This is a genomic window from Hydrogenophaga sp. ANAO-22, from assembly GCF_042466645.1.
GTDB lineage: Bacteria > Pseudomonadota > Gammaproteobacteria > Burkholderiales > Burkholderiaceae_C > Hydrogenophaga.
The window spans coordinates 2,583,966-2,604,859 of sequence record NZ_CP159956.1 but is presented as its reverse complement, the minus strand read 5'-3'; the positions used below and the strand labels follow the sequence as shown (position 1 = coordinate 2,604,859).

General features: G+C 67.2%; 26 protein-coding genes. 17 read left to right on the top strand and 9 right to left on the bottom strand.

Going from position 1 to position 20,894, the window contains the following annotated elements:
- Positions 1-41: 41 nt before the first annotated feature.
- Genes ABSY19_RS12490 through ptsP form a run of 5 tightly spaced genes read left to right on the top strand, consistent with a single transcriptional unit; the run spans position 42 to position 4,351 of the window.
- Positions 42-608, top strand: a complete 567-nt coding sequence (locus tag ABSY19_RS12490) for a hypothetical protein (protein WP_382163140.1) — start codon at positions 42-44, stop codon at positions 606-608.
- Entirely contained in the window at positions 605-1,906 is a 1,302-nt protein-coding gene (locus tag ABSY19_RS12485) for an MFS transporter (protein ID WP_382163139.1), read from the top strand. The genes ABSY19_RS12490 and ABSY19_RS12485 overlap by 4 nt, the downstream gene beginning before the upstream one ends.
- 9 nt (positions 1,907-1,915) lie before the next feature.
- On the top strand, positions 1,916-2,362 hold the full coding sequence (locus tag ABSY19_RS12480; protein ID WP_382163137.1) for a PTS sugar transporter subunit IIA: 447 nt from the start codon (positions 1,916-1,918) through the stop codon (positions 2,360-2,362).
- On the top strand, positions 2,331-2,600 hold the full coding sequence (locus tag ABSY19_RS12475) for an HPr family phosphocarrier protein (protein ID WP_297398850.1): 270 nt from the start codon (positions 2,331-2,333) through the stop codon (positions 2,598-2,600). The genes ABSY19_RS12480 and ABSY19_RS12475 overlap by 32 nt, the downstream gene beginning before the upstream one ends.
- Positions 2,597-4,351 carry a phosphoenolpyruvate--protein phosphotransferase gene (gene ptsP, locus ABSY19_RS12470; protein ID WP_382163135.1) on the top strand — a complete coding sequence of 585 codons (1,755 nt, stop codon included), beginning with the start codon at positions 2,597-2,599 and terminating at the stop codon, positions 4,349-4,351. The genes ABSY19_RS12475 and ptsP overlap by 4 nt, the downstream gene beginning before the upstream one ends.
- Here ptsP and ABSY19_RS12465 read toward each other — a convergent pair.
- From ABSY19_RS12465 to ABSY19_RS12440, 6 genes are all read right to left on the bottom strand, one after another.
- Complete coding sequence (locus ABSY19_RS12465) at positions 4,348-5,301, bottom strand: DMT family transporter (protein ID WP_382163133.1); 954 nt, start codon at positions 5,299-5,301, stop codon at positions 4,348-4,350. The genes ptsP and ABSY19_RS12465 overlap by 4 nt on opposite strands.
- A gap of 102 nt (positions 5,302-5,403) precedes the next feature.
- Complete coding sequence (locus ABSY19_RS12460) at positions 5,404-6,102, bottom strand: AraC family transcriptional regulator (RefSeq protein ID WP_382163131.1); 699 nt, start codon at positions 6,100-6,102, stop codon at positions 5,404-5,406.
- 1 nt (position 6,103) lies between these two features.
- Complete coding sequence (gene lipA / locus ABSY19_RS12455) at positions 6,104-7,120, bottom strand: lipoyl synthase (protein WP_382163129.1); 1,017 nt, start codon at positions 7,118-7,120, stop codon at positions 6,104-6,106.
- A 28-nt stretch (positions 7,121-7,148) separates the two neighbouring features.
- Positions 7,149-7,841: a lipoyl(octanoyl) transferase LipB gene (lipB, locus tag ABSY19_RS12450; protein ID WP_382163127.1), complete on the bottom strand. Its 693-nt coding sequence runs from the start codon at positions 7,839-7,841 to the stop codon at positions 7,149-7,151.
- Positions 7,838-8,122, bottom strand: coding sequence for a DUF493 family protein (locus ABSY19_RS12445; RefSeq protein ID WP_382163125.1), 285 nt, complete (start codon positions 8,120-8,122; stop codon positions 7,838-7,840). The genes lipB and ABSY19_RS12445 overlap by 4 nt, the downstream gene beginning before the upstream one ends.
- Before the next feature lie 19 nt (positions 8,123-8,141).
- Positions 8,142-9,026: a D-amino acid aminotransferase gene (locus ABSY19_RS12440; protein WP_382163123.1), complete on the bottom strand. Its 885-nt coding sequence runs from the start codon at positions 9,024-9,026 to the stop codon at positions 8,142-8,144.
- Between the two features lie 150 nt (positions 9,027-9,176).
- On the opposite strand from ABSY19_RS12440, the gene ABSY19_RS12435 reads away from it, so the two are divergent.
- The 10 genes from ABSY19_RS12435 (at position 9,177) to ABSY19_RS12390 (ending at position 17,275) form a co-directional block, all read left to right on the top strand.
- Entirely contained in the window at positions 9,177-9,683 is a 507-nt protein-coding gene (locus ABSY19_RS12435) for an ATP synthase subunit I (protein WP_382163121.1), read from the top strand.
- Between the two features lie 28 nt (positions 9,684-9,711).
- Complete coding sequence (gene atpB, locus ABSY19_RS12430) at positions 9,712-10,578, top strand: F0F1 ATP synthase subunit A (protein WP_291114489.1); 867 nt, start codon at positions 9,712-9,714, stop codon at positions 10,576-10,578.
- A gap of 76 nt (positions 10,579-10,654) precedes the next feature.
- Entirely contained in the window at positions 10,655-10,900 is a 246-nt protein-coding gene (gene atpE / locus ABSY19_RS12425; RefSeq protein ID WP_009519254.1) for a F0F1 ATP synthase subunit C, read from the top strand.
- A 125-nt stretch (positions 10,901-11,025) separates the two neighbouring features.
- Positions 11,026-11,496, top strand: a complete 471-nt coding sequence (locus tag ABSY19_RS12420) for a F0F1 ATP synthase subunit B (RefSeq protein WP_382163119.1) — start codon at positions 11,026-11,028, stop codon at positions 11,494-11,496.
- A 40-nt stretch (positions 11,497-11,536) separates the two neighbouring features.
- A complete protein-coding gene (locus ABSY19_RS12415) occupies positions 11,537-12,067 on the top strand; it encodes a F0F1 ATP synthase subunit delta (protein WP_382163117.1) in 531 nt (176 codons plus the stop codon).
- 54 nt (positions 12,068-12,121) lie between these two features.
- A complete protein-coding gene (gene atpA / locus ABSY19_RS12410; protein ID WP_382163115.1) occupies positions 12,122-13,684 on the top strand; it encodes a F0F1 ATP synthase subunit alpha in 1,563 nt (520 codons plus the stop codon).
- 30 nt (positions 13,685-13,714) lie between these two features.
- Positions 13,715-14,581 (top strand): F0F1 ATP synthase subunit gamma, encoded by an 867-nt coding sequence (atpG, locus tag ABSY19_RS12405; protein WP_291114477.1) that lies wholly within the window; start codon positions 13,715-13,717, stop codon positions 14,579-14,581.
- 44 nt (positions 14,582-14,625) lie between these two features.
- Positions 14,626-16,032, top strand: a complete 1,407-nt coding sequence (gene atpD, locus ABSY19_RS12400; RefSeq protein WP_382163113.1) for a F0F1 ATP synthase subunit beta — start codon at positions 14,626-14,628, stop codon at positions 16,030-16,032.
- Between the two features lie 122 nt (positions 16,033-16,154).
- A complete protein-coding gene (locus ABSY19_RS12395; protein WP_291114471.1) occupies positions 16,155-16,571 on the top strand; it encodes a F0F1 ATP synthase subunit epsilon in 417 nt (138 codons plus the stop codon).
- Positions 16,572-16,729: 158 nt separating this feature from the next.
- Positions 16,730-17,275, top strand: a complete 546-nt coding sequence (locus tag ABSY19_RS12390; protein WP_382163111.1) for a cyclic nucleotide-binding domain-containing protein — start codon at positions 16,730-16,732, stop codon at positions 17,273-17,275.
- 15 nt (positions 17,276-17,290) lie between these two features.
- Here ABSY19_RS12390 and ABSY19_RS12385 read toward each other — a convergent pair whose 3' ends face one another.
- From ABSY19_RS12385 to ABSY19_RS12375, 3 genes are read right to left on the bottom strand one after another with little or no spacing between them, the layout of a single operon-like run.
- Positions 17,291-17,818, bottom strand: coding sequence for a TPM domain-containing protein (locus ABSY19_RS12385; protein ID WP_382163109.1), 528 nt, complete (start codon positions 17,816-17,818; stop codon positions 17,291-17,293).
- 12 nt (positions 17,819-17,830) lie between these two features.
- Positions 17,831-18,754, bottom strand: coding sequence for a TPM domain-containing protein (locus tag ABSY19_RS12380; protein ID WP_382163107.1), 924 nt, complete (start codon positions 18,752-18,754; stop codon positions 17,831-17,833).
- Positions 18,751-19,359: a LemA family protein gene (locus ABSY19_RS12375; protein WP_382163105.1), complete on the bottom strand. Its 609-nt coding sequence runs from the start codon at positions 19,357-19,359 to the stop codon at positions 18,751-18,753. Before ABSY19_RS12375 ends, ABSY19_RS12380 begins: the two co-directional genes overlap by 4 nt.
- A gap of 91 nt (positions 19,360-19,450) precedes the next feature.
- On the opposite strand from ABSY19_RS12375, the gene ABSY19_RS12370 reads away from it, so the two are divergent.
- The gene (locus ABSY19_RS12370; RefSeq protein WP_291114456.1) at positions 19,451-19,888 is read left to right on the top strand and encodes a nuclear transport factor 2 family protein; all 438 of its coding nucleotides are present in this window, start codon (positions 19,451-19,453) and stop codon (positions 19,886-19,888) included.
- Complete coding sequence (locus ABSY19_RS12365; protein ID WP_382163103.1) at positions 19,885-20,883, top strand: YheT family hydrolase; 999 nt, start codon at positions 19,885-19,887, stop codon at positions 20,881-20,883. The genes ABSY19_RS12370 and ABSY19_RS12365 overlap by 4 nt, the downstream gene beginning before the upstream one ends.
- Positions 20,884-20,894: the final 11 nt, after the last annotated feature.

Genomic DNA, 20,894 nt, shown 5'->3' with positions numbered 1-20,894 from the left:
CGCTGCGGTGTCCCGGCGGTGGCCTCTCTGGCTGGAATTCCATGTCTGTCCCCGTTCCCGGCGGTGCGCCGCGCCGCCGCCTGCGCCCGCTGGGGCTCGCGCTGTCCGCCGGGCTGGTCTGCAGTGCGTGCAACCCCACCTTCAACTGGCGCGAATTGCGCCCCGAGGGCACGACTTTGCTGGCGCTCATGCCCTGCAAGCCCGAGTCCGCCGCGCGGCCGGTGCCGCTCGATGGCGGTGCGCCGGCCGAGTTGCACATGCACAGCTGCGACACGGGTGGCCTGACCTTCGCCTTGGCCTGGGCCGAGCTGGGTGACGCCGCCCGCGTGCCCGCCGCGCTGAACGGCTGGCGCCGCGCCTCGCTGGGGGCCGTGCGCGTCGACCCGGCGCGAGCCGACGACCCCGCGACACGCTGGCCGGCGGCCGTGCCCGGCGCCACCCAGGCCCTGGGCCTGGCGGCGCAAGGCACCGACCACCAAGGCCAACCGGTGCAGGTGCGCGCGGTGCATTTCGCTCGCGGCACGCAGGTGTACCAGGCGGCGGTCTACGGCCCCGCGCTGCGCGACGACGTGACCACCGCCTTTTTTGACGGACTCAAGCTGCCATGAACCCGACTGTTCGACCCGGTCCCGTGCGCCTCGACGGCGCGGTGGCGCCGCGCCCCCCGCAAAGCGAGTTGCTCGCGCCGCGCACCGTGGTCATCGTCTTCCTGACCTTCGCGCTCGCGTATTTCCTGTCGGCGCTGTTGCGCGCCATCACGGCCACCCTCTCGCCGACCCTGAGCGCCGAGATGTCGCTCAATGCAGGCGATCTCGGCCTGCTGGCCGGAGGCTATTTCTTCGGCTTCGCGCTCACGCAACTGCCGCTGGGCAACTGGCTGGACCGCCATGGCCCGCGCACCGTGATCCTGTGGTTCCTGGGGGTGGCGGTTGCAGGCTGTGCCGCGTTTGCGCTGGCCACCAGCTTCACCTGGCTGCTGGCCGCGCGCGTGCTCATCGGCATGGGCGTGAGCGCCTGCCTGATGGCGCCGCTCACGGGTTACCGGCGCTGGCTCACGCCCCTGGCGCAGATGCGGGCCAATTCCTGGATGCTCATGACCGGCTCGTTCGGCATGGTGGCCGCCACCTTGCCGGTGCAGTGGCTGATGCCGCTGACCGGCTGGCGCGGCCTGTTCTGGCTGCTGGGCGGGTTGATCCTGGTGTCGATGGTGGGCATCGTCTGGACGGTGCCGCGCTGGCGGCGGACCGAGCCGGCGGAGGCCGCCGCGCCGGTTTCCGAGCCAGGTTACGGCATGGTCTGGCGCCATCCCTATTTCCGCCAGATGGTGCCGATCGGCTTCGTCAACTACGGCGGCATGATCGCCGTGCAGACGCTGTGGGCCGGGCCCTGGATGGTGAAGGTCGCGGGCTACACGCCGGAGCAGGCGGCCGGCGGCCTGTTCGGCATCAACCTCTGCATGCTGTGCACCTTCTGGCTCTGGGGGGTGTTCAACCCGCGGCTGGCGCGCCAGGGCTGGCTGCCCGAGCGCCTGATCGCCTGGGGCCTGCCGCTGAGTTTCGTCGTGCTGGGCGCCATCGTGCTGCTGGGCGAGCGCGCCGGTTGGCCGCTCTGGGCCCTGTATTGCGTGAGCTGCACGGTCGGCTCGCTGTCCCAGCCCGCCGTGGCCCTGGCCCTGCCGGCCGAGGCCGCCGGGCGGGCGCTCTCGGGCTACAACCTGGTCATCTTCGGTGGCGTGTTCGTGGTGCAGTGGGGCATCGGGCTGCTGATCGACGCCCTGGGGCTGTTCGTGGACAACGAGGTCGCCCGCTACCGGGGCGCCATCACCCTCTTTGGCGTCTGTGGCGTTCTCGCCTACGCCGTGTTCCTGCGCGCCCACCTGCGCCGCGCGGCCGGCCGCGCGGGCTAAACTGGGGCCATGAACGGCATCCTCATCATGGCGCACGCGCCGCTGGCCTCCGCACTGCGCCAGTGCGTGCTGCATGTGTTCCCCGACAGCGCTGACGCGGTGTCGGCGCTGGATGTGCAACCCAACGTGCCGCCCGAGGAGTCGCTGGCGCAGGCCCGCGCGCTGATGCGCCAGATGCACCTGCCGCAGACGCTGGTCGTGACCGACGTGTTCGGCGCCACACCCTGCAACGTGGCGCAGAAACTCATCGACGGCATCAACTCCAAACTCATCACCGGCGTGAACCTGCCCATGCTGTTGCGCACCGTGTCGTACCGCCATGAATCGCTGGATGCGCTGATCTCGCGCGCCATGATCGGCGCCACGCAAGGTGTCATCCAGGTGGCGGTGACCGCGCCTCAGAACCAGGCCAAACGAGCCACGCATGATCAAGACCACCGTGACCATCAGCAATAAGCTCGGGCTGCACGCGCGCGCCTCGGCCAAACTCACCAAACTCGCCGGCGGCTTCGCCTGCGATGTGTGGATGTCGCGCGGCGAACGGCGCGTCAACGCCAAGAGCATCATGGGCGTCATGATGCTGGCCGCCGGCATCGGCAGCGTGGTCGAGATCGAGACCGACGGCAAGGACGAGCAACCCGCCATGGACGCGCTCGTCGCTCTGGTCAACGACAAGTTTGGCGAGGGCGAATGACCATCTCCATCCACGGTCTGGCGGTCTCCCGGGGCATTGCCATCGGGCGGGCCGTGATCGTGGCGTCCAGCCGCGTGGACGTGGCGCACTACTTCGTGCAGGCCGAGCAGGTCGAGAGCGAGATCGAACGCCTGCGCCACGCGCGCAACGCGGTGGCCGAGGAGATCGTGAAGGTGCAGCACAGCCTGCACGACCTCGGTCCCAATGACGCGCACCCCGAACTCACCGCGCTGCTCGACGTGCACCTGATGCTGCTGCAGGACGAGCAGCTCACCAGCGGCGTGAAGCACTGGATCGTGGACCGCCACTACAACGCCGAATGGGCGCTGACCACCCAGCTCGAGGTGATCGCGCGCCAGTTCGACGAAATGGAAGACCCGTACCTGCGCGAGCGCAAGGCCGACCTGGAGCAGGTGGTCGAGCGCATGCTGCGCTTCATGCGCGGCGTGGCTTCGCCGGTGGCGCCGGGTGGCGAAGCCAAGGCGGTGCACGACAGCAGCATCGAGGCGCCGCTGGTGCTGATTGCGCACGACCTGTCGCCCGCCGACATGCTGCAGTTCAAGCAGAGCGTCTTCGCCGGCTTCGTCACCGACGTGGGCGGCAAGACCAGCCACACCGCCATCGTCGCGCGCAGCATGGACATCCCGGCGGTGGTGGGCGCGCGCTCGTCCAGCCAGCTGATCCAGCAGGACGACTGGGTCATCATCGATGGGGATGCCGGCGTGGTGCTGGTCGATCCCTCGCCCATCCTGCTGGCCGAGTACGGCTTCAAGCAACGCCAGGGCGAGGTCGAGCGCGAGCGCCTTTCGCGCCTGAAGAACACGCCGGCCGTCACGCTCGATGGCCAGAAGATCGAACTGTTGGCCAACATCGAACAGCCCGAGGACGCCGTGGCGGCGCTCAAGGCCGGCGCCGTGGGCGTGGGCCTGTTTCGCAGCGAGTTCCTGTTCATGGGGCGGGCCGGCAAACTGCCCGACGAGGAAGAGCAGTACCACGCCTACCGGCGCGCGGTCGAGGGCATGCAGGGCCTGCCCGTCACCATCCGCACCGTCGACGTGGGTGCGGACAAGCCGCTGGACCGGGGCGCCTCGCGCGCGGGCGAGGACCACCTCAACCCGGCGCTGGGTTTGCGTGCGATCCGCTGGAGCCTGGCCGAGCCGGCCATGTTCCTGGTGCAGCTGCGCGCCATCCTGCGTGCCGCCGCGCACGGCCCGGTGCACCTGCTCATTCCCATGCTGGCGCACGCCAGCGAGATCCGCCAGACCCTGGCGCTGGTCAACCGCGCCCGCGAACAGCTGGACAACGCCGGCATCGCCCATGGCCACGTCAAGCTCGGCGCGATGATCGAGGTGCCGGCCGCGGCCCTGACTATTCCGCTGTTCCTGCGCTACTTCGATTTCCTGTCCGTCGGCACCAACGACCTGATCCAGTACACGCTGGCGATCGACCGCGCGGACGAAGCGGTGTCGCACCTCTACGACCCGGTGCACCCGGCGGTGCTGCACCTGCTGGCCAGCACCATCGAGCAATGCCGGGCCAAGGGCAAGGGCGTGAGCGTGTGTGGTGAGATGGCGGGCGACGTGAGCCTCACGCGGTTGCTGCTGGGCCTGGGGCTGCGCAGCTTTTCCATGCACCCCTCGCAGATCCTGGCGGTCAAGCAGCAGATCCTGCGCTGCGACACCACGCGCCTGCAGACCTGGGCGCAGAGCGTGCTCGCCGCGGAAGACCCCGCAGCCCTGATGACCGACTAGTTGCCGTGCTCCGGCGCCGGCTGCGGCTGGTGCGCCGAGATGCCCGCCAGCACGCTGGCGCTCACCAGCACCATGGCCAGGGCCTCCAGCGCGGTGGGCCAGCGCGCCTCCCACAGGAAGCCGTAGAGCAGGGCGAACAGGGTCTCGAACAGGATCATCTGCCCGATCATGGTCAGCGGCAGCAGGCGGCTGGCCCGGTTCCAGAACGCGTTGCCGAGGATCGAGGCCAGGATCGCCATGCCGGCGGCCACGCCGATGAAGCTTCCCCATTGCGCGCCGGTGTGGTCGCTCAGGCGGCTGCCCATGAAGGCTGGCACCGCCAGCAGCAGGGCCAGCCCACCCGTCACCAGGCCGGTGAGCAGGCTCCAGTCGTGCGAGGACACATGGTCCAGGCGCACCAGCCAGCGGCTGTTGCTCACGGCGTAGGCGGTCCAGGCCGCCAGCGCACCGAGGGCGCAGAGAAAACCTGTGAGGCGGTCGGCCACCGGCGCCTCGGACGGCACGCCCAACGCCTGCCAGGCCACGCAGGCGATGCCCGCGATGCCCAGCGCCAGGGTGAGCGCGAGCCGGCGCAGCGGCACGGCCCCGTGGCCCCGGCTGCCGATGAGCGTGACCGCCACCGGCAGGAAACCGATGACCAGCGAAGTCATGGCCATGCCACCGAGCTGAACGGCGGACGCCAACAGCACGTAGTACAGGATGTTGCCCAGCAGGCTCAGGCGCAGCAGGGCCCACCACTCCGGTCGGCCCAACCGGGGCGCCACGGCGCGCCAGCGCGGCGCGATCAGGGCCAGCGCCACCAGGCCATAGGCCAGGTAGCGGGCGGCCGAGAGTTGCAAGGGCGAGAAGTCGCGCGCGAGTTCGGGGGCCAGGAACACGAAGCCCCAGGCGGCACCGGCGGCGGCGCCAAAGCCGATGCCCAGTGCCAGGGAGTGGTTGGGCCGGCTCATCGGTGGCCGGGCAGGAAGGAGAGGCTCATGCCCGGAGCTTAGCCCGGGCCTTCGTCGCGATCCGCCGATGTGTCGTCGCGTTTCGCGGGTCTTGAGTGGCGCTCAGCCGCGTGGCGGCTCGCGGCGCAGGGCGGCCGTCAGGGCCGAGGGCGAGCGGTAACCGATGCGCCGCGCCGTGTCGGCCACGCTCAGCCCATTGGCGCGCCAGGCGCGGGCCTGGGCCAGGCGCTGTCGGCGCAGCCACTGCATGGGGCTGTCGCCCTGCTCGGCCTGGCAGCGCGCGGTGAACTGCGATGGGCTCAGGTGCACCTGCGAGGCCAGGTCGGCCACGGTCAGCGGGGTTTGCCAGCGCGCTTGCAGCCACTGGTTCAGCGCGGCCCAGTCGATGGGGCGGCGAGGCCGTTCCAGGGGCAGGGCGGTGGCGGGGCCGTGTTGCAACCAGGCTTCGAGCAGCAGGCCGGCGCCGGCCTGGCGGGCGCGTGGCAGGCCCGCCGACACGGCGGCGGCCAGGTAATGCGCCAGGGCCTGCACCCCGGGGGGCGGCGCCGCGACGGCCCGGGCCCAGGCGGGGTCGTGCGAGTCCAGCACCAGGCAGCGCGTAGCGTCCCGTCCTTCGAAATCGTGGTGCTCGCCCGGCGACACCACGCAGCCGTCGCCGGCGGCGATGCGTTGCCCGCGTCCCGCCACCTCCAGTTCGAGCACACCTTCCAGGCCCACCAGGATCTGGAAATGCTCGTGGTCGTGGCTGCCGTGCGAGGCGCCGTAGTCGCGCACGCTCAGGTGGTCGTGCGCGGCGGGCATGTCACTTCACTTCGGGATTGAGCACGCCATGGGCCTGCTGGTCGGCGTGGTACGAGCTGCGCACCATGGCGCCCACGGCGGCATGCGTGAAGCCCATTTCGTAGGCCTTGGCCTCGAACATCTTGAAGGTGTCGGGGTGCACGTAGCGGCGCACCGGCAGGTGGTGGCCGCTGGGGGCGAGGTACTGGCCGATGGTCAGCATGTCGATGTGGTGCGCGCGCATGTCGCGCATCACCTCGAGGATTTCCTCGTCGGTCTCGCCCAGGCCGACCATGAGGCCGCTCTTGGTCGGCACGTGCGGGAACAGCGCCTTGAACTTCTTGAGCAGGTTCAGGCTGAACTGGTAGTCCGAGCCCGGGCGTGCCTCCTTGTACAGGCGCGGCACGGTCTCGAGGTTGTGGTTCATCACATCGGGCGGCGCGGCCTTGAGGATGTCGAGCGCGCGGTCGTCGCGGCCCCGGAAGTCGGGCACCAGCACCTCGATCTGCGTCTGGGGCGAGAGGGCGCGGGTCTTCTCGATGCAGGCGACGAAGTGGCCGGCACCGCCGTCGCGCAGGTCGTCACGGTCCACGCTGGTGATCACCACGTACTTCAGGTTCAGCTGCGCGATCGTCTTGGCCAGGTTGTCGGGCTCGTTCACGTCCAGCGGATCGGGGCGGCCGTGGCCCACGTCGCAGAACGGGCAGCGGCGCGTGCACTTGTCGCCCATGATCATGAAGGTGGCAGTGCCCTTGCCGAAGCACTCGCCGATGTTCGGGCAGCTCGCTTCCTCGCACACCGTCACCAGCTTGTTGGTGCGCAGGATGTCCTTGATCTCGTAGAAGCGGGTGGTCGGGCTGCCGGCCTTGACGCGAATCCACTCGGGCTTTTTCAGCACCTCGGCCGGCACGATCTTGATCGGGATGCGCGAGGTCTTGGCCCGGCTTTTCTGCTTGGCCGTGGCATCGTAGCTGGCAGCGGGCTGGGCGTCGCGGACGGTGCTGCTGGCGGGGGCCGTAGGGGTGTCGAGGCGGGTCATGGCATGGGCGCGGGTGGCGCGGTTGGGGTCAGGGGCTCAGGGTGGCGACGAGCTTCTGGCTCAGCACCGCCGCGGCGTCGTCCCAGGAAGCCGCGACCCCGATTGTAGAAAGGTCGACCGTGGGCAGGCCCGCGTAGCCGCAGGGGTTGATGCGATCGAAGGGTTGAAGATCCATCGCCACATTGAGCGCCACGCCGTGGTAGGTGCAGTGGCGGCTGACCTTGATGCCCAGCGCGGCGATCTTGCCCAGGCCGGTGAAGTCGGGTGGGGGCAGGGGCTCGCCCGGGTTCCGTTTCTGCGGCCGCTGCGGCAGCAGGGCGTGGCTGCCGGGGTCGTCCAGCCGCACGTAGATGCCGGGCGCGCCGGCCACGCGGTGGCCGGTCACGCCGAAGGTGGCCAGGGTGCGGATCACCGCCTCTTCCACGCGGTAGACATATTCCTTGACGAAGTAGCCCGCGCGCTGCAGGTCGACCAGCGGGTAGGCCACCACCTGGCCCGGCCCGTGGTAGGTCACCTGGCCGCCGCGGTTGGTCGACACCACCGGGATGTCGCCCGGGGCCAGCAGGTGGTCTTCGCGACCCGCCAGGCCCTGGGTGAAGACGGGCGCGTGCTCGCAGATCCAGAGTTCGTCGGGCGTGTCGGCCGTGCGCGCCGCGGTGAAGGCCCGCATCGCCTCGTAGGTGGGCGCGTGATCCACCCGGCCCAGTGTGCGAATGATCACAGCACGACTTTGACCATCGGGTGTGTGGTCAGCGTGCGGTAGAGCTCGTCGAGCTGCTCGCGGCTGGTCACGTGCACCGTGAGCGTGAGGCCCAGGTAGTTGCCGGCCTTGCTCGGGCGCTGTTCGATCGTGCTCTCGTCGAAGCCGGGGTCGAAGGCGCGCGCCACATGCGTCATGGCGGTGGCAAAACCTTCCACGTTGGCGCCCATCACCTTGATGGGGAAGTCGCTCGGGTAGGTGATGAGAGATTGTTCGGGGGGGATGTCGGGCGGGAGTTCCATCGGTCCATTTTCCAGTTCTTCAGATCGATTGAGCGGCCACCGCGCGCTGGTAGCCCGCATAGAGGCTCGCGCACACGGGGCCAGGCTGGCCGCGCTGGGCGCCATGCCCCACCGGCGCGCCGTCCAGCGTGGTGATGGGCAGCACTTCCTTGGTGGCCGAAGACAGCAGCAGTTCGTCGGCCGACAGCACCTCCGCGCGCGTGACGCGGCGAAGCTCGTGCCGGAGGCCTTGCTGCCGGCAGAGTTCCTCGATGAGCCCGAAGCGGATGCCCTCGAGCACGAGGTTGTCCTTGGGCGGTCCCATGACCACGCCATCCTTGACCACCCACACGTTGCTGGACGCGCCTTCGCTCAGAAAGCCGTCGCGGAACATCACGACCTCCACCGCGCCCGCATCGGCGGCGATCTGGCGCGCCATCACCGAGCCCAGCAGGCTGGTGGCCTTGATGTGGGCCTTGCGCCAGCGGAAGTCGTCGGCGGTGACGCAGGCCACGCCGTGGGCGCGTTGCTCCGGGGTGGCCAGCTTCATCGGGTTGGCCATCGCGAACACCGTGGGTTGGAGGCCGGGTGGCATCACGTGGTCGCGCGGGGCCACGCCCCGGGTGATCTGTATATAGACGAGCTGGTCGTGCACGCCGCGGGTCTGCTGGTCGGCGATCAGGCGCCGCGCGATGCCCAGCCATTCGTCGGGCGAAAACGGGTTGGGAATGCGCAGTTCGCGCAGCGAGCGCTCCAGGCGCGCCATGTGCTCGGCGAAGCGGAACACGCGGCCGCCATAGGCGGGGAGCACCTCGTAGATGCCGTCGCCAAAGATGAAACCACGGTCGAGCACACTCACGCGGGCCTCCCGCAGCGGACCGTAGTCCCCATCCAGGAAGCACAGGGAGTCGGGCAGGTCGGTCATGGCCGGATTATCGGCCGCGCCCTCGGGGCGCGTGGCGGGCACGGTTATCCCGTCCGCCGAATATTGACGGAGGGCTGGGGTTTCTACGTATAATGAGCGGCTTTGCAACCCAGGCGCTTTGTCGTCTGTTTGTCACGCGCGAGGTCGAACATGACGCAAGGCCATTCGATCCCGCCCGGTTGGACAGACCAGGAAGATGGGGAGCAGGAATCCGATTTCAAGCCATTGACGCGCGAAGAAGCGCAGCGGTGGCGGGTTGGCCAGCCAGTGCTCTCGCTCTGGCGGCTGGTGATGGTGCAGTGGCTGGTGGGGCTGGCGGCGAGCATCGTGGGTGGACTGCTGTGGCAGTCGTCCTCGGTGGCGTGGTCGGTTCTGTATGGCGCGGCGGCGGTGGCAATTCCTTCGGCTCTCATGGCCTACGGGTTGACCTCCAGTGCAATGTCCCGTGTGTGGGCGGCGCACGCCAACGCGGCATTTGCCGGCTTCCTGCTGTGGGAGGGCGTCAAGATCCTGTTGGCGGTGGTCATGTTGGCCGCAGCCCCCTGGGTGGTCTCTCCGTTGAATTGGCTTGGCCTTCTGGTCGGGCTTGTGTTGGTTCTCAAGGTTTACTGGTTTGGATGGTTCATCCAGGCCGGGCGATCAAAAGCAAACAGTTGACTCTCCGGCTCATCGGACACATACGAACATGGCTGCTGAAGGCACTTTGACCCCGGGCGAATACATCCGCCATCACCTCGTCCACCTGACGAACCACAAGCAGGAATCCATCGTGGATTTCTCGGTGATCAACCTCGACTCCGTCGTGGTGAGCGCGCTGCTGGGTCTGCTCACGGTGTTCGTGCTCTGGCGTGCCGCCCGCGTGGCCACGGCCGGCGTGCCGGGCCGCTTCCAGGCCGCCGTCGAGATGCTGGTGGAAATGGTCGATTCGCAGGCCAAATCCGTCATCCACAACGCCCAGAGCCGCAAGCTCGTCGCCCCCCTGGCGTTGACGGTGTTCGTCTGGATCTTCATGATGAACTTCATGGACATGATCCCGGTGGACCTGATTCCCCAGATCTGGCACAGCGCCGGCCCGGCCATGGGCTTCAAGGACTACCTGCGCGTCGTGCCCACCGCCGACCTGTCGACCACCCTGGGTCTGTCGGTGTCGGTGCTGCTGATGTGCCTGTTCTACAACATCAAGATCAAGGGGCTGGGCGGCTGGGCGCACGAACTCGTGAGCGCGCCTTTCGGCACCAGCAAGAACCCGGTCTGGGCCCTGCTGCTGGGCATCGTCAACTTCCTGATGCAGATGATCGAGTTCGTCGCCAAGACGGTCTCGCACGGCATGCGGCTGTTCGGCAACATGTTCGCCGGCGAGCTGGTGTTCATGCTGATCGCCCTGCTGGGCGCCTACGCCACCCTGTCGCTGGGCGGCTCGCTCTTCTTCATCGGTCACCTGATCGCTGGCACGGTGTGGACCTTGTTCCACATTCTGGTCATCACCTTGCAAGCGTTCATCTTCATGATGCTGGCCCTGATCTATCTGGGGCAGGCGCATGACGCGCACTGACGCGGCTCTCTAGGTCGCATTCGGTTTCTCTCGTTTCTTTCCTTTCTCAACAAACTTCCACTTCATAGGAGTCATCATGGAAAACGTTCTGGGTCTTGTCGCACTGGCTTGCGGTCTCATCGTCGGTCTGGGCGCCATCGGCGCATCCATCGGCATCGCGCTGATGGGCGGCAAATTCCTCGAATCGTCGGCCCGTCAGCCCGAGCTGATGAACGACCTGCAGACCAAGATGTTCATTCTGGCCGGTCTGATCGACGCTGCCTTCCTGATCGGCGTGGCCATCGCCCTGCTGTTCGCTTTCGCGAACCCGTTCACGCTGTAATTCGGCTCGCTGCCCCGCGCGGGCTGGTGTTGCGGTGACGGCCTTCCATCCCGTCGCCACCATCCGCCACCCGTGTCGGCAGTCGGTGCGTCACCCCTCTTGTCAACACACAGAAAGGCGTTGCGATGAACATCAATGCAACCCTCTTTGCGCAGGCCATCGTCTTCGCGATTCTGGTGTGGTTCACGATGAAATTCGTGTGGCCACCCATCGCCAAGGCGCTCGATGAGCGTGCGTTGAAGATTTCCGAAGGCCTGGCCGCTTCCGAAAAAGCCAAGACCGAACTGGCCGTGGCCAACAAGCGGGTGGAAGAAGAGTTGAGCAAATCGCGCAACGAATCCGCCACCCGTCTGGCCGATGCCGAGCGACGTGCCCAGACCGTGATCGAAGAAGCCAAGGCCCGTGCCACCGAAGAGGCTTCGAAGATCGTGGCGGCCGCCCGCCAGGACGCCGATCAGCAGGTCGTCAAGGCCCGCGAAGCCCTGCGCGAGCAGGTGGCTGCCTTGGCCGTCAAGGGTGCCGAGCAGATCCTCAAGCGCGAAATCAATGCCGGCGTTCACGCCGAATTGCTGGGCCGCCTGAAGACCGAGCTCTGATCCGAGCCTGACGCCACCGACCGGCATTCAAAGGACCACCATGGCAGAAATCGCCACCATTGCCCGCCCCTATGCGGAAGCGCTGTTCAAGGCCGCAGGCCCTGACGCGGCTGGCGCCGCGGCCTGGCTCGACGAGCTGGCTGCCCTGGCCGCCAATGAACAGCTGCGTCAGTTCGCCGACAGCCCCAAGACCGAACCCGATCAGGTGCTTTCGCTCATGACCGGCCTGCTCAAGAGCAGCCTGCCCGCCATCGGCCAGAACTTCCTGCGCACCGTGATCGAGAACGGCCGCATCGAGGCCCTGCCCGAGATCGCCGCCCAGTTCCGCGCGCTGAAGAACGCGCAGCTGGGGGCGTACGACGCGGTGGTTCACAGCGCCTTCGAGGTGGACGGCGCCACGCTGGCCGAGCTCTCCGGGGTGCTGGAAAAGCGCTTTGGACGCAAGCTCAACCTCCAGGTGAAATTGCAGCCCGATCTGATCGGCGGCATTCGCGTGGTGGTGGGCGACGAGGTGCTCGACACCTCGGTCAAAGCCCGCCTGGAACAAATGAAGATTGCCCTGACGGCCTGACGGCTGTTTTTCCGGGCGCGCCTGCACACCATTTAACGAAAGAAGGAAAGAGTCATGCAACTCAATCCCGCCGAAATCTCCGAACTGATCAAGTCCCGCATCGAAGGTCTGGGCGCATCCAGCGATGTGCGCAACCAGGGCACTGTGGTCTCGGTCACCGACGGTATCGTCCGTGTCCACGGCCTGTCCGACGTGATGCAGGGCGAAATGCTGGAATTCCCGGCCAACAAGGATGGCGTGCCTTCCTTCGGTCTGGCACTGAACCTCGAGCGCGACTCCGTCGGCGCCGTGATTCTGGGCGAGTACGAGCACATTTCCGAAGGCGACACCGTCAAGTGCACGGGCCGCATCCTGGAAGTGCCGGTCGGTCCCGAGCTCGTTGGCCGCGTGGTCAACGCCCTGGGCCAGCCGATCGACGGCAAGGGCCCGGTCAACGCCAAGATGACCGACGTGATCGAGAAGGTCGCCCCGGGCGTGATCGCCCGCAAATCGGTGGACCAGCCGGTGCAGACCGGTCTGAAGTCGATCGACTCCATGGTGCCCGTCGGCCGTGGCCAGCGCGAACTGATCATCGGTGACCGCCAGACCGGCAAGACCGCCGTGGCGATCGACGCGATCATCAACCAGAAGGGTCAGAACATGACCTGCGTCTACGTCGCGATCGGCCAGAAGGCCTCGTCGATCAAGAACGTGGTGCGTGCCCTGGAGCAGGCTGGCGCGATGGACTACACCATTGTCGTGGCCGCTTCGGCTTCCGAATCCGCTGCCATGCAGTACCTGTCGGCCTACTCCGGCTGCACCATGGGCGAATACTTCCGCGACCGCGGCCAGGACGCGCTGATCGTTTATGACGATCTGTCCAAGCAGGCCGTGGCCTACCGCCAGGTCTCGCTGCTGCTGCGCCGCCCGCCAGGCCGCGAAGCCTACCCCGGCGACGTGTTCTACCTCCACAGCCGTCTGCTCGAACGCGCAGCCCGCGTGAACGCCGACTACGTCGAAGCCTTCACCAAGGGTGAAGTCAAGGGCAAGACCGGTTCGCTGACCGCACTGCCCATCATCGAAACGCAGGCCGGCGACGTGTCCGCTTTCGTGCCGACCAACGTGATCTCGATCACCGATGGCCAGATCTTCCTGGAAACCAGCCTGTTCAACGCCGGTATCCGCCCCGCCATCAACGCCGGTATCTCGGTGTCGCGCGTCGGTGGTGCTGCCCAGACGGACCTGATCAAGAAGCAGTCCGGCGGCATCCGTACCGACCTGGCCCAGTACCGTGAACTGGCTGCGTTCGCGCAGTTCGCTTCCGACCTGGACGAAGCCACCCGCAAGCAGCTCGACCGCGGTGCCCGCGTGACCGAACTGCTGAAGCAGGCCCAATACGCGCCGCTGTCCATCAGCCTGATGGCCGCCTCGCTGTTCGCTGTGAACAAGGGCTATCTGGACGACATCGACGTCAAGAAGGTGCTGCCGTTCGAAGCCGGCCTGCACGCCTTCCTGAAGGACAAGCACGCCTCCCTGCTGCAGAAGATGGAAGGCGGCAAGGCGCTGGACAAGGACAAAGAAGCCGAAGCCCAGCTCGCCGCCGCAGTTGCCGATTTCAAGAAGACCGGCACGTACTGATCCGCCCCATTGACCAGCTAAGGAGCCCCAATGGCAGCAGGTAAGGAAATACGCGGCAAGATCAAATCGGTGGAGAACACCAAGAAGATCACCAAAGCCATGGAAATGGTCGCCGCCTCCAAGATGCGCAAGGCGCAGGAGCGCATGCGCTCCGCGCGTCCCTACGCCGAGAAGGTGCGCCAGATCGCTGGCAACCTGAGCCGGGCCAACCCGGAGTACACGCACCCGTTCATGCAGACCAACGACGCCAAGACCGCCGGTTTTGTCGTGGTCACGACCGACAAGGGTCTGTGCGGCGGTCTCAACACCAACGTGTTGCGTGCGGTGACGACCCAGCTCAAGGAACTGCAGGCCCAGGGCGTGAGCGCCGAGGCCGTGGCCATTGGCAACAAGGGCCTGGGCTTCCTCAACCGCATCGGTGCCAAGGTGGTGTCCAGCGTGACCGGGCTGGGCGACACGCCTCACCTGGAAAAGCTGATCGGCCCCGTCAAGGTGCTGCTCGATGCGTACACCGAAGGTCGCATCAACGCGGTCTACCTGTCGTACACCAAGTTCATCAACACGATGAAGCAGGAATCGGTGATCGAGCAACTGCTGCCGCTCAATGCAGGCACCTTGCAGGACAACGCCGGCGGCCGCGACTGGGACTACATCTACGAACCCGATGCAGCCACCGTCATCGACGAACTGCTGCTGCGCTACGTGGAAGCCCAGGTGTACCAGGCGGTCGCCGAGAACATGGCGTCCGAGCAATCCGCCCGCATGGTGGCCATGAAGGCCGCCACCGACAACGCCGGCAGCGTCATCGGTGAACTCAAGCTGGTCTACAACAAGACCCGTCAGGCCGCGATCACGAAAGAACTTTCGGAAATCGTCGCCGGTGCCGCCGCGGTCTGAAGCAGCCGCCCAACCGAATCCAGAGAAAACAGAAGGTATCCATCATGTCTCAAGTACAAGGCAAGATCGTCCAGTGCATCGGCGCCGTCGTGGACGTGGAATTTCCGCGCAACCAGATGCCGCGCGTTTACGACGCGCTGAAAATGGAAGGCTCCACCCTGACGCTGGAAGTCCAGCAGCAGCTGGGCGACGGCGTGGTGCGCACCATTGCGCTGGGCTCGTCCGACGGCCTGCGCCGCGGCATGGTGGTGTCCAACACCGCCAACCCCATCATGGTCCCGGTCGGCAAGGCCACCCTGGGCCGCATCATGGACGTGCTGGGTGCGCCGATTGACGAGCGTGGCCCGGTCGACCAGGCTCTGACGGCTTCGATCCACCGCAAGGCTCCCGCCTACGACGAACTGTCCCCCTCGCAGGAACTGCTGGAAACCGGCATCAAGGTGATCGACCTGGTCTGCCCGTTCGCCAAGGGCGGCAAGGTGGGTCTGTTCGGTGGCGCCGGTGTGGGCAAGACCGTGAACATGATGGAGCTCATCAACAACATCGCCAAGGCCCACAGCGGTCTGTCGGTGTTCGCTGGTGTGGGTGAGCGCACCCGCGAAGGCAACGACTTCTATCACGAGATGGCCGACTCCGGCGTCGTGAACCTCGAGAAGCTCGAGGACTCGAAAGTGGCCATGGTCTACGGCCAGATGAACGAGCCGCCGGGCAACCGTCTGCGCGTGGCCCTGACCGGCCTGACCATCGCCGAGTCGTTCCGCGACGAAGGCCGTGACGTGCTGTTCTTCGTGGACAACATCTACCGCTACACCCTGGCCGGTACCGAAGTGTCCGCCCTGCTGGGCCGCATGCCTTCCGCCGTGGGCTACCAGCCGACGCTGGCCGAAGAAATGGGCCGTCTGCAAGAGCGCATCACCTCCACCAAGGTCGGCTCGATCACCTCCATCCAGGCCGTGTACGTGCCTGCCGATGACTTGACCGACCCGTCGCCCGCCACCACCTTCGCCCACTTGGATTCCACCGTGGTGCTGAGCCGTGACATCGCCGCGCTGGGCATCTACCCCGCCGTGGACCCGCTGGACTCCACCAGCCGCCAGCTCGACCCGCTGGTGGTGGGCCAGGACCACTACGAAACCGCCCGCGCCGTGCAAGGCACGCTGCAGCGCTACAAGGAACTGCGCGACATCATCGCCATCCTGGGCATGGACGAACTGGCGCCGGAAGACAAGCTGGCCGTGGCCCGCGCCCGCAAGATCCAGCGTTTCCTGTCGCAGCCCTTCCACGTCGCTGAAGTGTTCACCGGCTCGCCCGGCAAGTACGTGCCGCTGGCCGAAACCATCCGTGGTTTCAAGATGATCACCGCCGGTGAATGCGACCACCTGCCCGAGCAGTCGTTCTACATGGTCGGCACGATCGACGAAGCCTTCGAAAAGGCCAAAAAGGTGGCGTAAAGCGGCGCCCCGGGGCGTCTGGCGTTGTTGCCGTGCTCGCCGTACCTTGGTACGGCTCCGCGCGGCGCCTAGCCAGCCACCCCGCTGCTTGCTTTCCACTCACCTTTTTTATTGGAGTAACTATGAGCACCATCCGCGTCGATGTGGTCAGCGCCGAAGAATCCATCTTCTCCGGCGAAGCCAAGTTCGTGGCGCTGCCGGGCGAGGCCGGTGAGCTGGGCATCCTGCCCGGCCACATTCCGCTGATCACCCGCATCAAGCCCGGCGCCGTGCGCATCGAGAAGGCCGATGGCGGTGAAGAATTCGTGTTCGTGGCCGGTGGCATTCTGGAAGTGCAACCGCACCACATCACCGTGTTGTCCGACACCGCGATCCGTGGCCACGACCTCGATGAGGCCAAGGCGACCGAAGCGCGCCGGCAGGCCGAAGAGGCCGTGAAGAACGCCAAGAGTGATCTCGATTTGGCCAAGGCCACGTCGGAACTCGCGGTCATGGCCGCGCAGATCGCCGCCCTGCGCAAATACCGCCAAAAGAAATAAGCGACGACTTCGTGTCGTTTATCAAAGAAGGACCGGCCTCGTGCCGGTCTTTTTGTTGGCTTTTGCGGCGAGCCGTGTGACAGTCCGCATACCATCTCGGACAAGACAAGAACACGTTGGGAGCATCGCCGATGTCATCCATTTTTGAGAGCCCCGACATGGCCCCGGAAGAGGTGGCAGCCCGTTTGCTGGTCACCTCGTCGGCGCTGGCCGACCTCACCCTGAGCGATGCGCTGAAAGTGGTGGGCTACATGCGGCCCAAGCTCATCAAGGCGGGCGCGGTCATCATCCAGGAGGGGGAGGTCAAGCAGACCGACTACATGCTGCTGGTGCTGGAAGGCGACATCGCGGTCGAGAACGAGCTGCCCGGCCTGCATGAGAGCATGGTGGTGAACATCATGGGCCCCGGCCACCTGATCGGGGAAATGGGCGTGCTCGATGGCGCGCCGCGCTCGGCCACCTGCACCGCCAACACCGACATCGCGGCGGCCGTGCTCTCGCGCACGGCCTTGATGCGCCTGCTCAAGGACGACCCGAGGTTGGGCGCCCGCTTGCTGCTGGCGATCTCCAAGCGCATGGCCGATCGACTGCGCGAGACCACGCGCAAACTCAAGACCTTTGCCCAGATGAACAAGGCGCTGCAGCAGGAGTTGAATGTGGCGCTCAACAACGGCCGCACCGCGCAGGAGAAGCGGCGCGGCTGAGTCCTCCGGCGCTCGTCAGCGGCGCACGACGCCGTCGGCCAGCTCGTTGCGCCGGGTGGCGCCGGCGTCGGCCGGGAAGTGCAGCACCAGCAGGGCGGACACTTCTTCCAGGGCCTGCGTGAGCCCATCCTCGAACGCCCCCTCGCGCAGGCGCGCGCCCAGACGGTCCACGATGGCCTGCCATTCGGCCGGCGCGACGCGTTGCGCCAGCGCCCGGTCGGCCACGAACTCGATGGCGTGCTCGGCCAGCAGCAGGTAGATCAACACACCGTTGTTGTGCTCGGTGTCCCAGATGCGCAGGCGGCCGAACCAGGTCAGCGCTCGCTCGCGCACCACGGTGGACAGCGGGGTGCTGGCATTGATGCGCCAGAGGTAGCTCAGGGGCAGGGCGGCTTCGACGCACAGCCGCACCTCGCCGCTGTGCCGGCCTTCGCTGGCGGCCACGCGCCGCGCCAGGCGCTCGGCCATGTCGTCGGGCACCGCGCGCGCGGTGTCCGAGGCGTCCAGCCAACGGTGCTTCAGGATGCGGGCGAGTTTGTTCATGGCCTGCTGCCCTCACCAGCCGCCGGAAGCGCCGCCGCCGCCGAAATTGCCGCCACCGCCCGAGCTGAAACCACCACCGCCAAAACCCCCTCCGCGTCCTACGCCCCCACCTCCGAAGCCGCCACCGCCCCAGCCGCCGCCACGCCCGCCGCGGCCGGAGCCTCCCGAAGTGGGTGCCGGCAGGAACTGCAGGAACAGCGCGGCCAGCATGCCGAGCAGGCCGGCGCCGATGGCCACCCAGACCACGGCGGTCAGCACCCAGGCCAGGCCACCGGCACCGATGCCCGTGAACACCGTGCCCAGCTTGTTGCCGAAGATGCCGCGCAGCACGGCCGAGAACATGGGCACGGCAAAGACCAGGAACACCAGCACCTCCATGCCGTCGAAATCGTCGAGGCCGGCGCCATCGCGCGTGGCCTGTTCCGCGGGCAGGGGCAGATTCTCTCCCCGGATGCGCGCCAGGATCTGATCGACCCCGGCCTCGATGCCGGCGGCGTAGTTGCCGATGCGGAACGCGGGCGTCACCGCGCCGTCGATGATGCGCTTGGCCATCAGGTCGGGAATCGCGCCTTCCAGCGCCTTCGCGGTGGCGATGCGCAGGCGCCGGTCGTCCTTGGCGATCACGAACAGCACGCCGTCGCCCACATCGCGCCGGCCGATCTTCCAGGCGTCGCCCAGGCGCTGCGTGTAATCGGCGATGTCTTCGGGTGCGGTGGTGGCCACCATCACCACCACCACCTGTGAGCCGTTCGTCTTTTCAAATGCCGCGAGCTTGGCTTCGATGGCGGCGAGGCTCGCCACATCGAGCGTGCCCGTCTGGTCGATCACGCGCGCGCGCAATTCGGGGATGGGCTGCAGGCCTTGCGCCAGCGCCCAGGAGGGGAAGAACCAAAGCCCCAGGGTGGCCAGCAGCCACCGGGCCAGGCGCAGCGTCATGGCTTCTTGAAGTCCACCGTGGGCGGTGTCGAGATCGCGGCCTCGTTGGCGACCTGGAAGTTGGCCTTGGGGCTGTAGCCGAAGACCATCGCGGTGAGGTTGGTGGGGAAGCTGCGCGCGAGCACGTTGTACTCCTGCACGGTCTGGATGTAGCGGTTGCGCGCCACGGTGATGCGGTTCTCGGTGCCTTCGAGCTGCACGCGCAGGTCGCTGAAGCCCTGGTTGGCCTTGAGGTTGGGGTACTGCTCCACCACCACCATCAGGCGGCTGAGCGCGCTGCCCAGTTCGCCTTGCGCGGCCTGGAACTGCTGCATCGCGGCCGGGTTGTTCAAGGTCTCGGGCGTGACCTGGATCGACGTGGCCTTGGCGCGGGCCTCGATCACGCGGGTGAGCGTTTCCTGCTCGAAGTTGGCCTCGCCCTTGACGGTGGCGACGATGTTGGGGATCAGGTCGGCTCGGCGCTGGTACTGGTTGAGCACCTCCGACCAGGCCGACTGGCTCTGTTCGTCCAGGCGCTGGAAGTCGTTGTACCCGCAGCCCGTGAGGCTGGTGGCGAGCAACAGGGCGGCGGCCCAGGTGGACAGGCGTCGAATGGATGTGCGCATAAAACCTCCGCTGGATGAGATCAGGTCGATCAGCGGGAATATACCCGGGGGTGCACCCGGGCAGCCGGGCACTGGCGGCAAAATAGCCCACATGCGAAAACCCAAACTGCCCCCCGGTTCGGCGGACGACACGGAGGCGGCCTTCTACGACGCGCTGCAACACGCCGACATCGAGCGCCTCATGGCCTGCTGGGCGGACGAGGACGACATCGTGTGTGTGCATCCGGGTGGTCCCCGGCTCGTGGGGCACGCCGCGGTGCGCGCCGCGTTCGAGACCATGTTCGCCAGTGGCAGCGTGCAGGCCCAGCCCGAGAAGGTGCGCCGGCTCGATGCCGGTGGCTGCAGCGTGCACAGCGTGGTCGAGCGCGTGGCCGTGATGACGGACGATGGCATGCAACACGCCTGGGTGGTGGCCACCAACGTCTATGCCAAGACCGCCCAGGGCTGGCGCATGGTCGCGCACCACGCCAGCCCCGGCTCACGCACCGAGCCGCTCGAGGCCTTTACCACCCAGCCGGTGCTGCATTGAAGTCCGACCGCTTTTCCTACCGTGCGCCGTGGTGGTTGCCGGGAGGCAACCCGCAGACGGTGTGGGCCGCGCTGGCCAGCCGCCGCCATTTCGGACCGCCGCCGCGCTGGAAGCGCAGCCGATGGCAGACGCCCGATGGCGACTTCATCGACGTGGACCAGGCCTTGCACAGCAGCGCGCCGGAGGCGCCTCTGCTGGTGCTGTTCCATGGGCTGGAGGGTTCTTCCGCGAGCCAGTACGCCGTGGCCTTCGCCGATTTCGCCGCCGCCCACGGCGTGGCCTACGCGGTGCCCCACTTCCGGGGATGCTCGGGCGAACTCAATCAGGCGCCACGCGCCTACCACTCGGGTGACTTCCAGGAGATCGACTGGATCCTGCGCCGTTTTGCCGAAGAACATCCGGGCCGGCCGCTGATCGCCGTGGGCGTGTCGCTGGGTGGCAATGCGCTGATGCGCTGGGCCGGTGAGATGGGCACGGAAGCGACCTCCTGCGTGCGCGCCATCGCGTCGGTGTGTTCCCCGCTGGACCTGGCCGCGGGCGGCCACGCCATCGGGCGCGGCTTCAACCGCGTGGTCTACACCCGCATGTTCATGCGCTCCATGGTGCCCAAGGCGCTCGGCAAGCTGGAGCAGCACCCTGGCCTGTTCGACCGGCAGAAGCTGCTGGCCGCGCGCGACCTCTACGAGTTCGACAACCTTTTCACCGCGCCCCTGCACGGCTTCAAGGACACGACCGACTACTGGGCGCGCGCCTCGGCCAAACCGGTGCTTCACAGCATCCGCGTGCCCGCGCTCGCGCTCAATGCGCGCAACGACCCCTTCGTGCCCGCCGAGTCCCTGCCGACCCAGCAGGACGCGGGCCATCACGTCACCCTGTGGCAGCCCGAGCAGGGTGGCCATGTGGGCTTTCCGGTCTCGCACGGACCCCTTGGCCTTCCCGGGCATGTGCGCGCGATGCCCGAGGCCGTGGGAAACTGGCTGCTCGCCCACCTTTGAGGAGCCTCGCC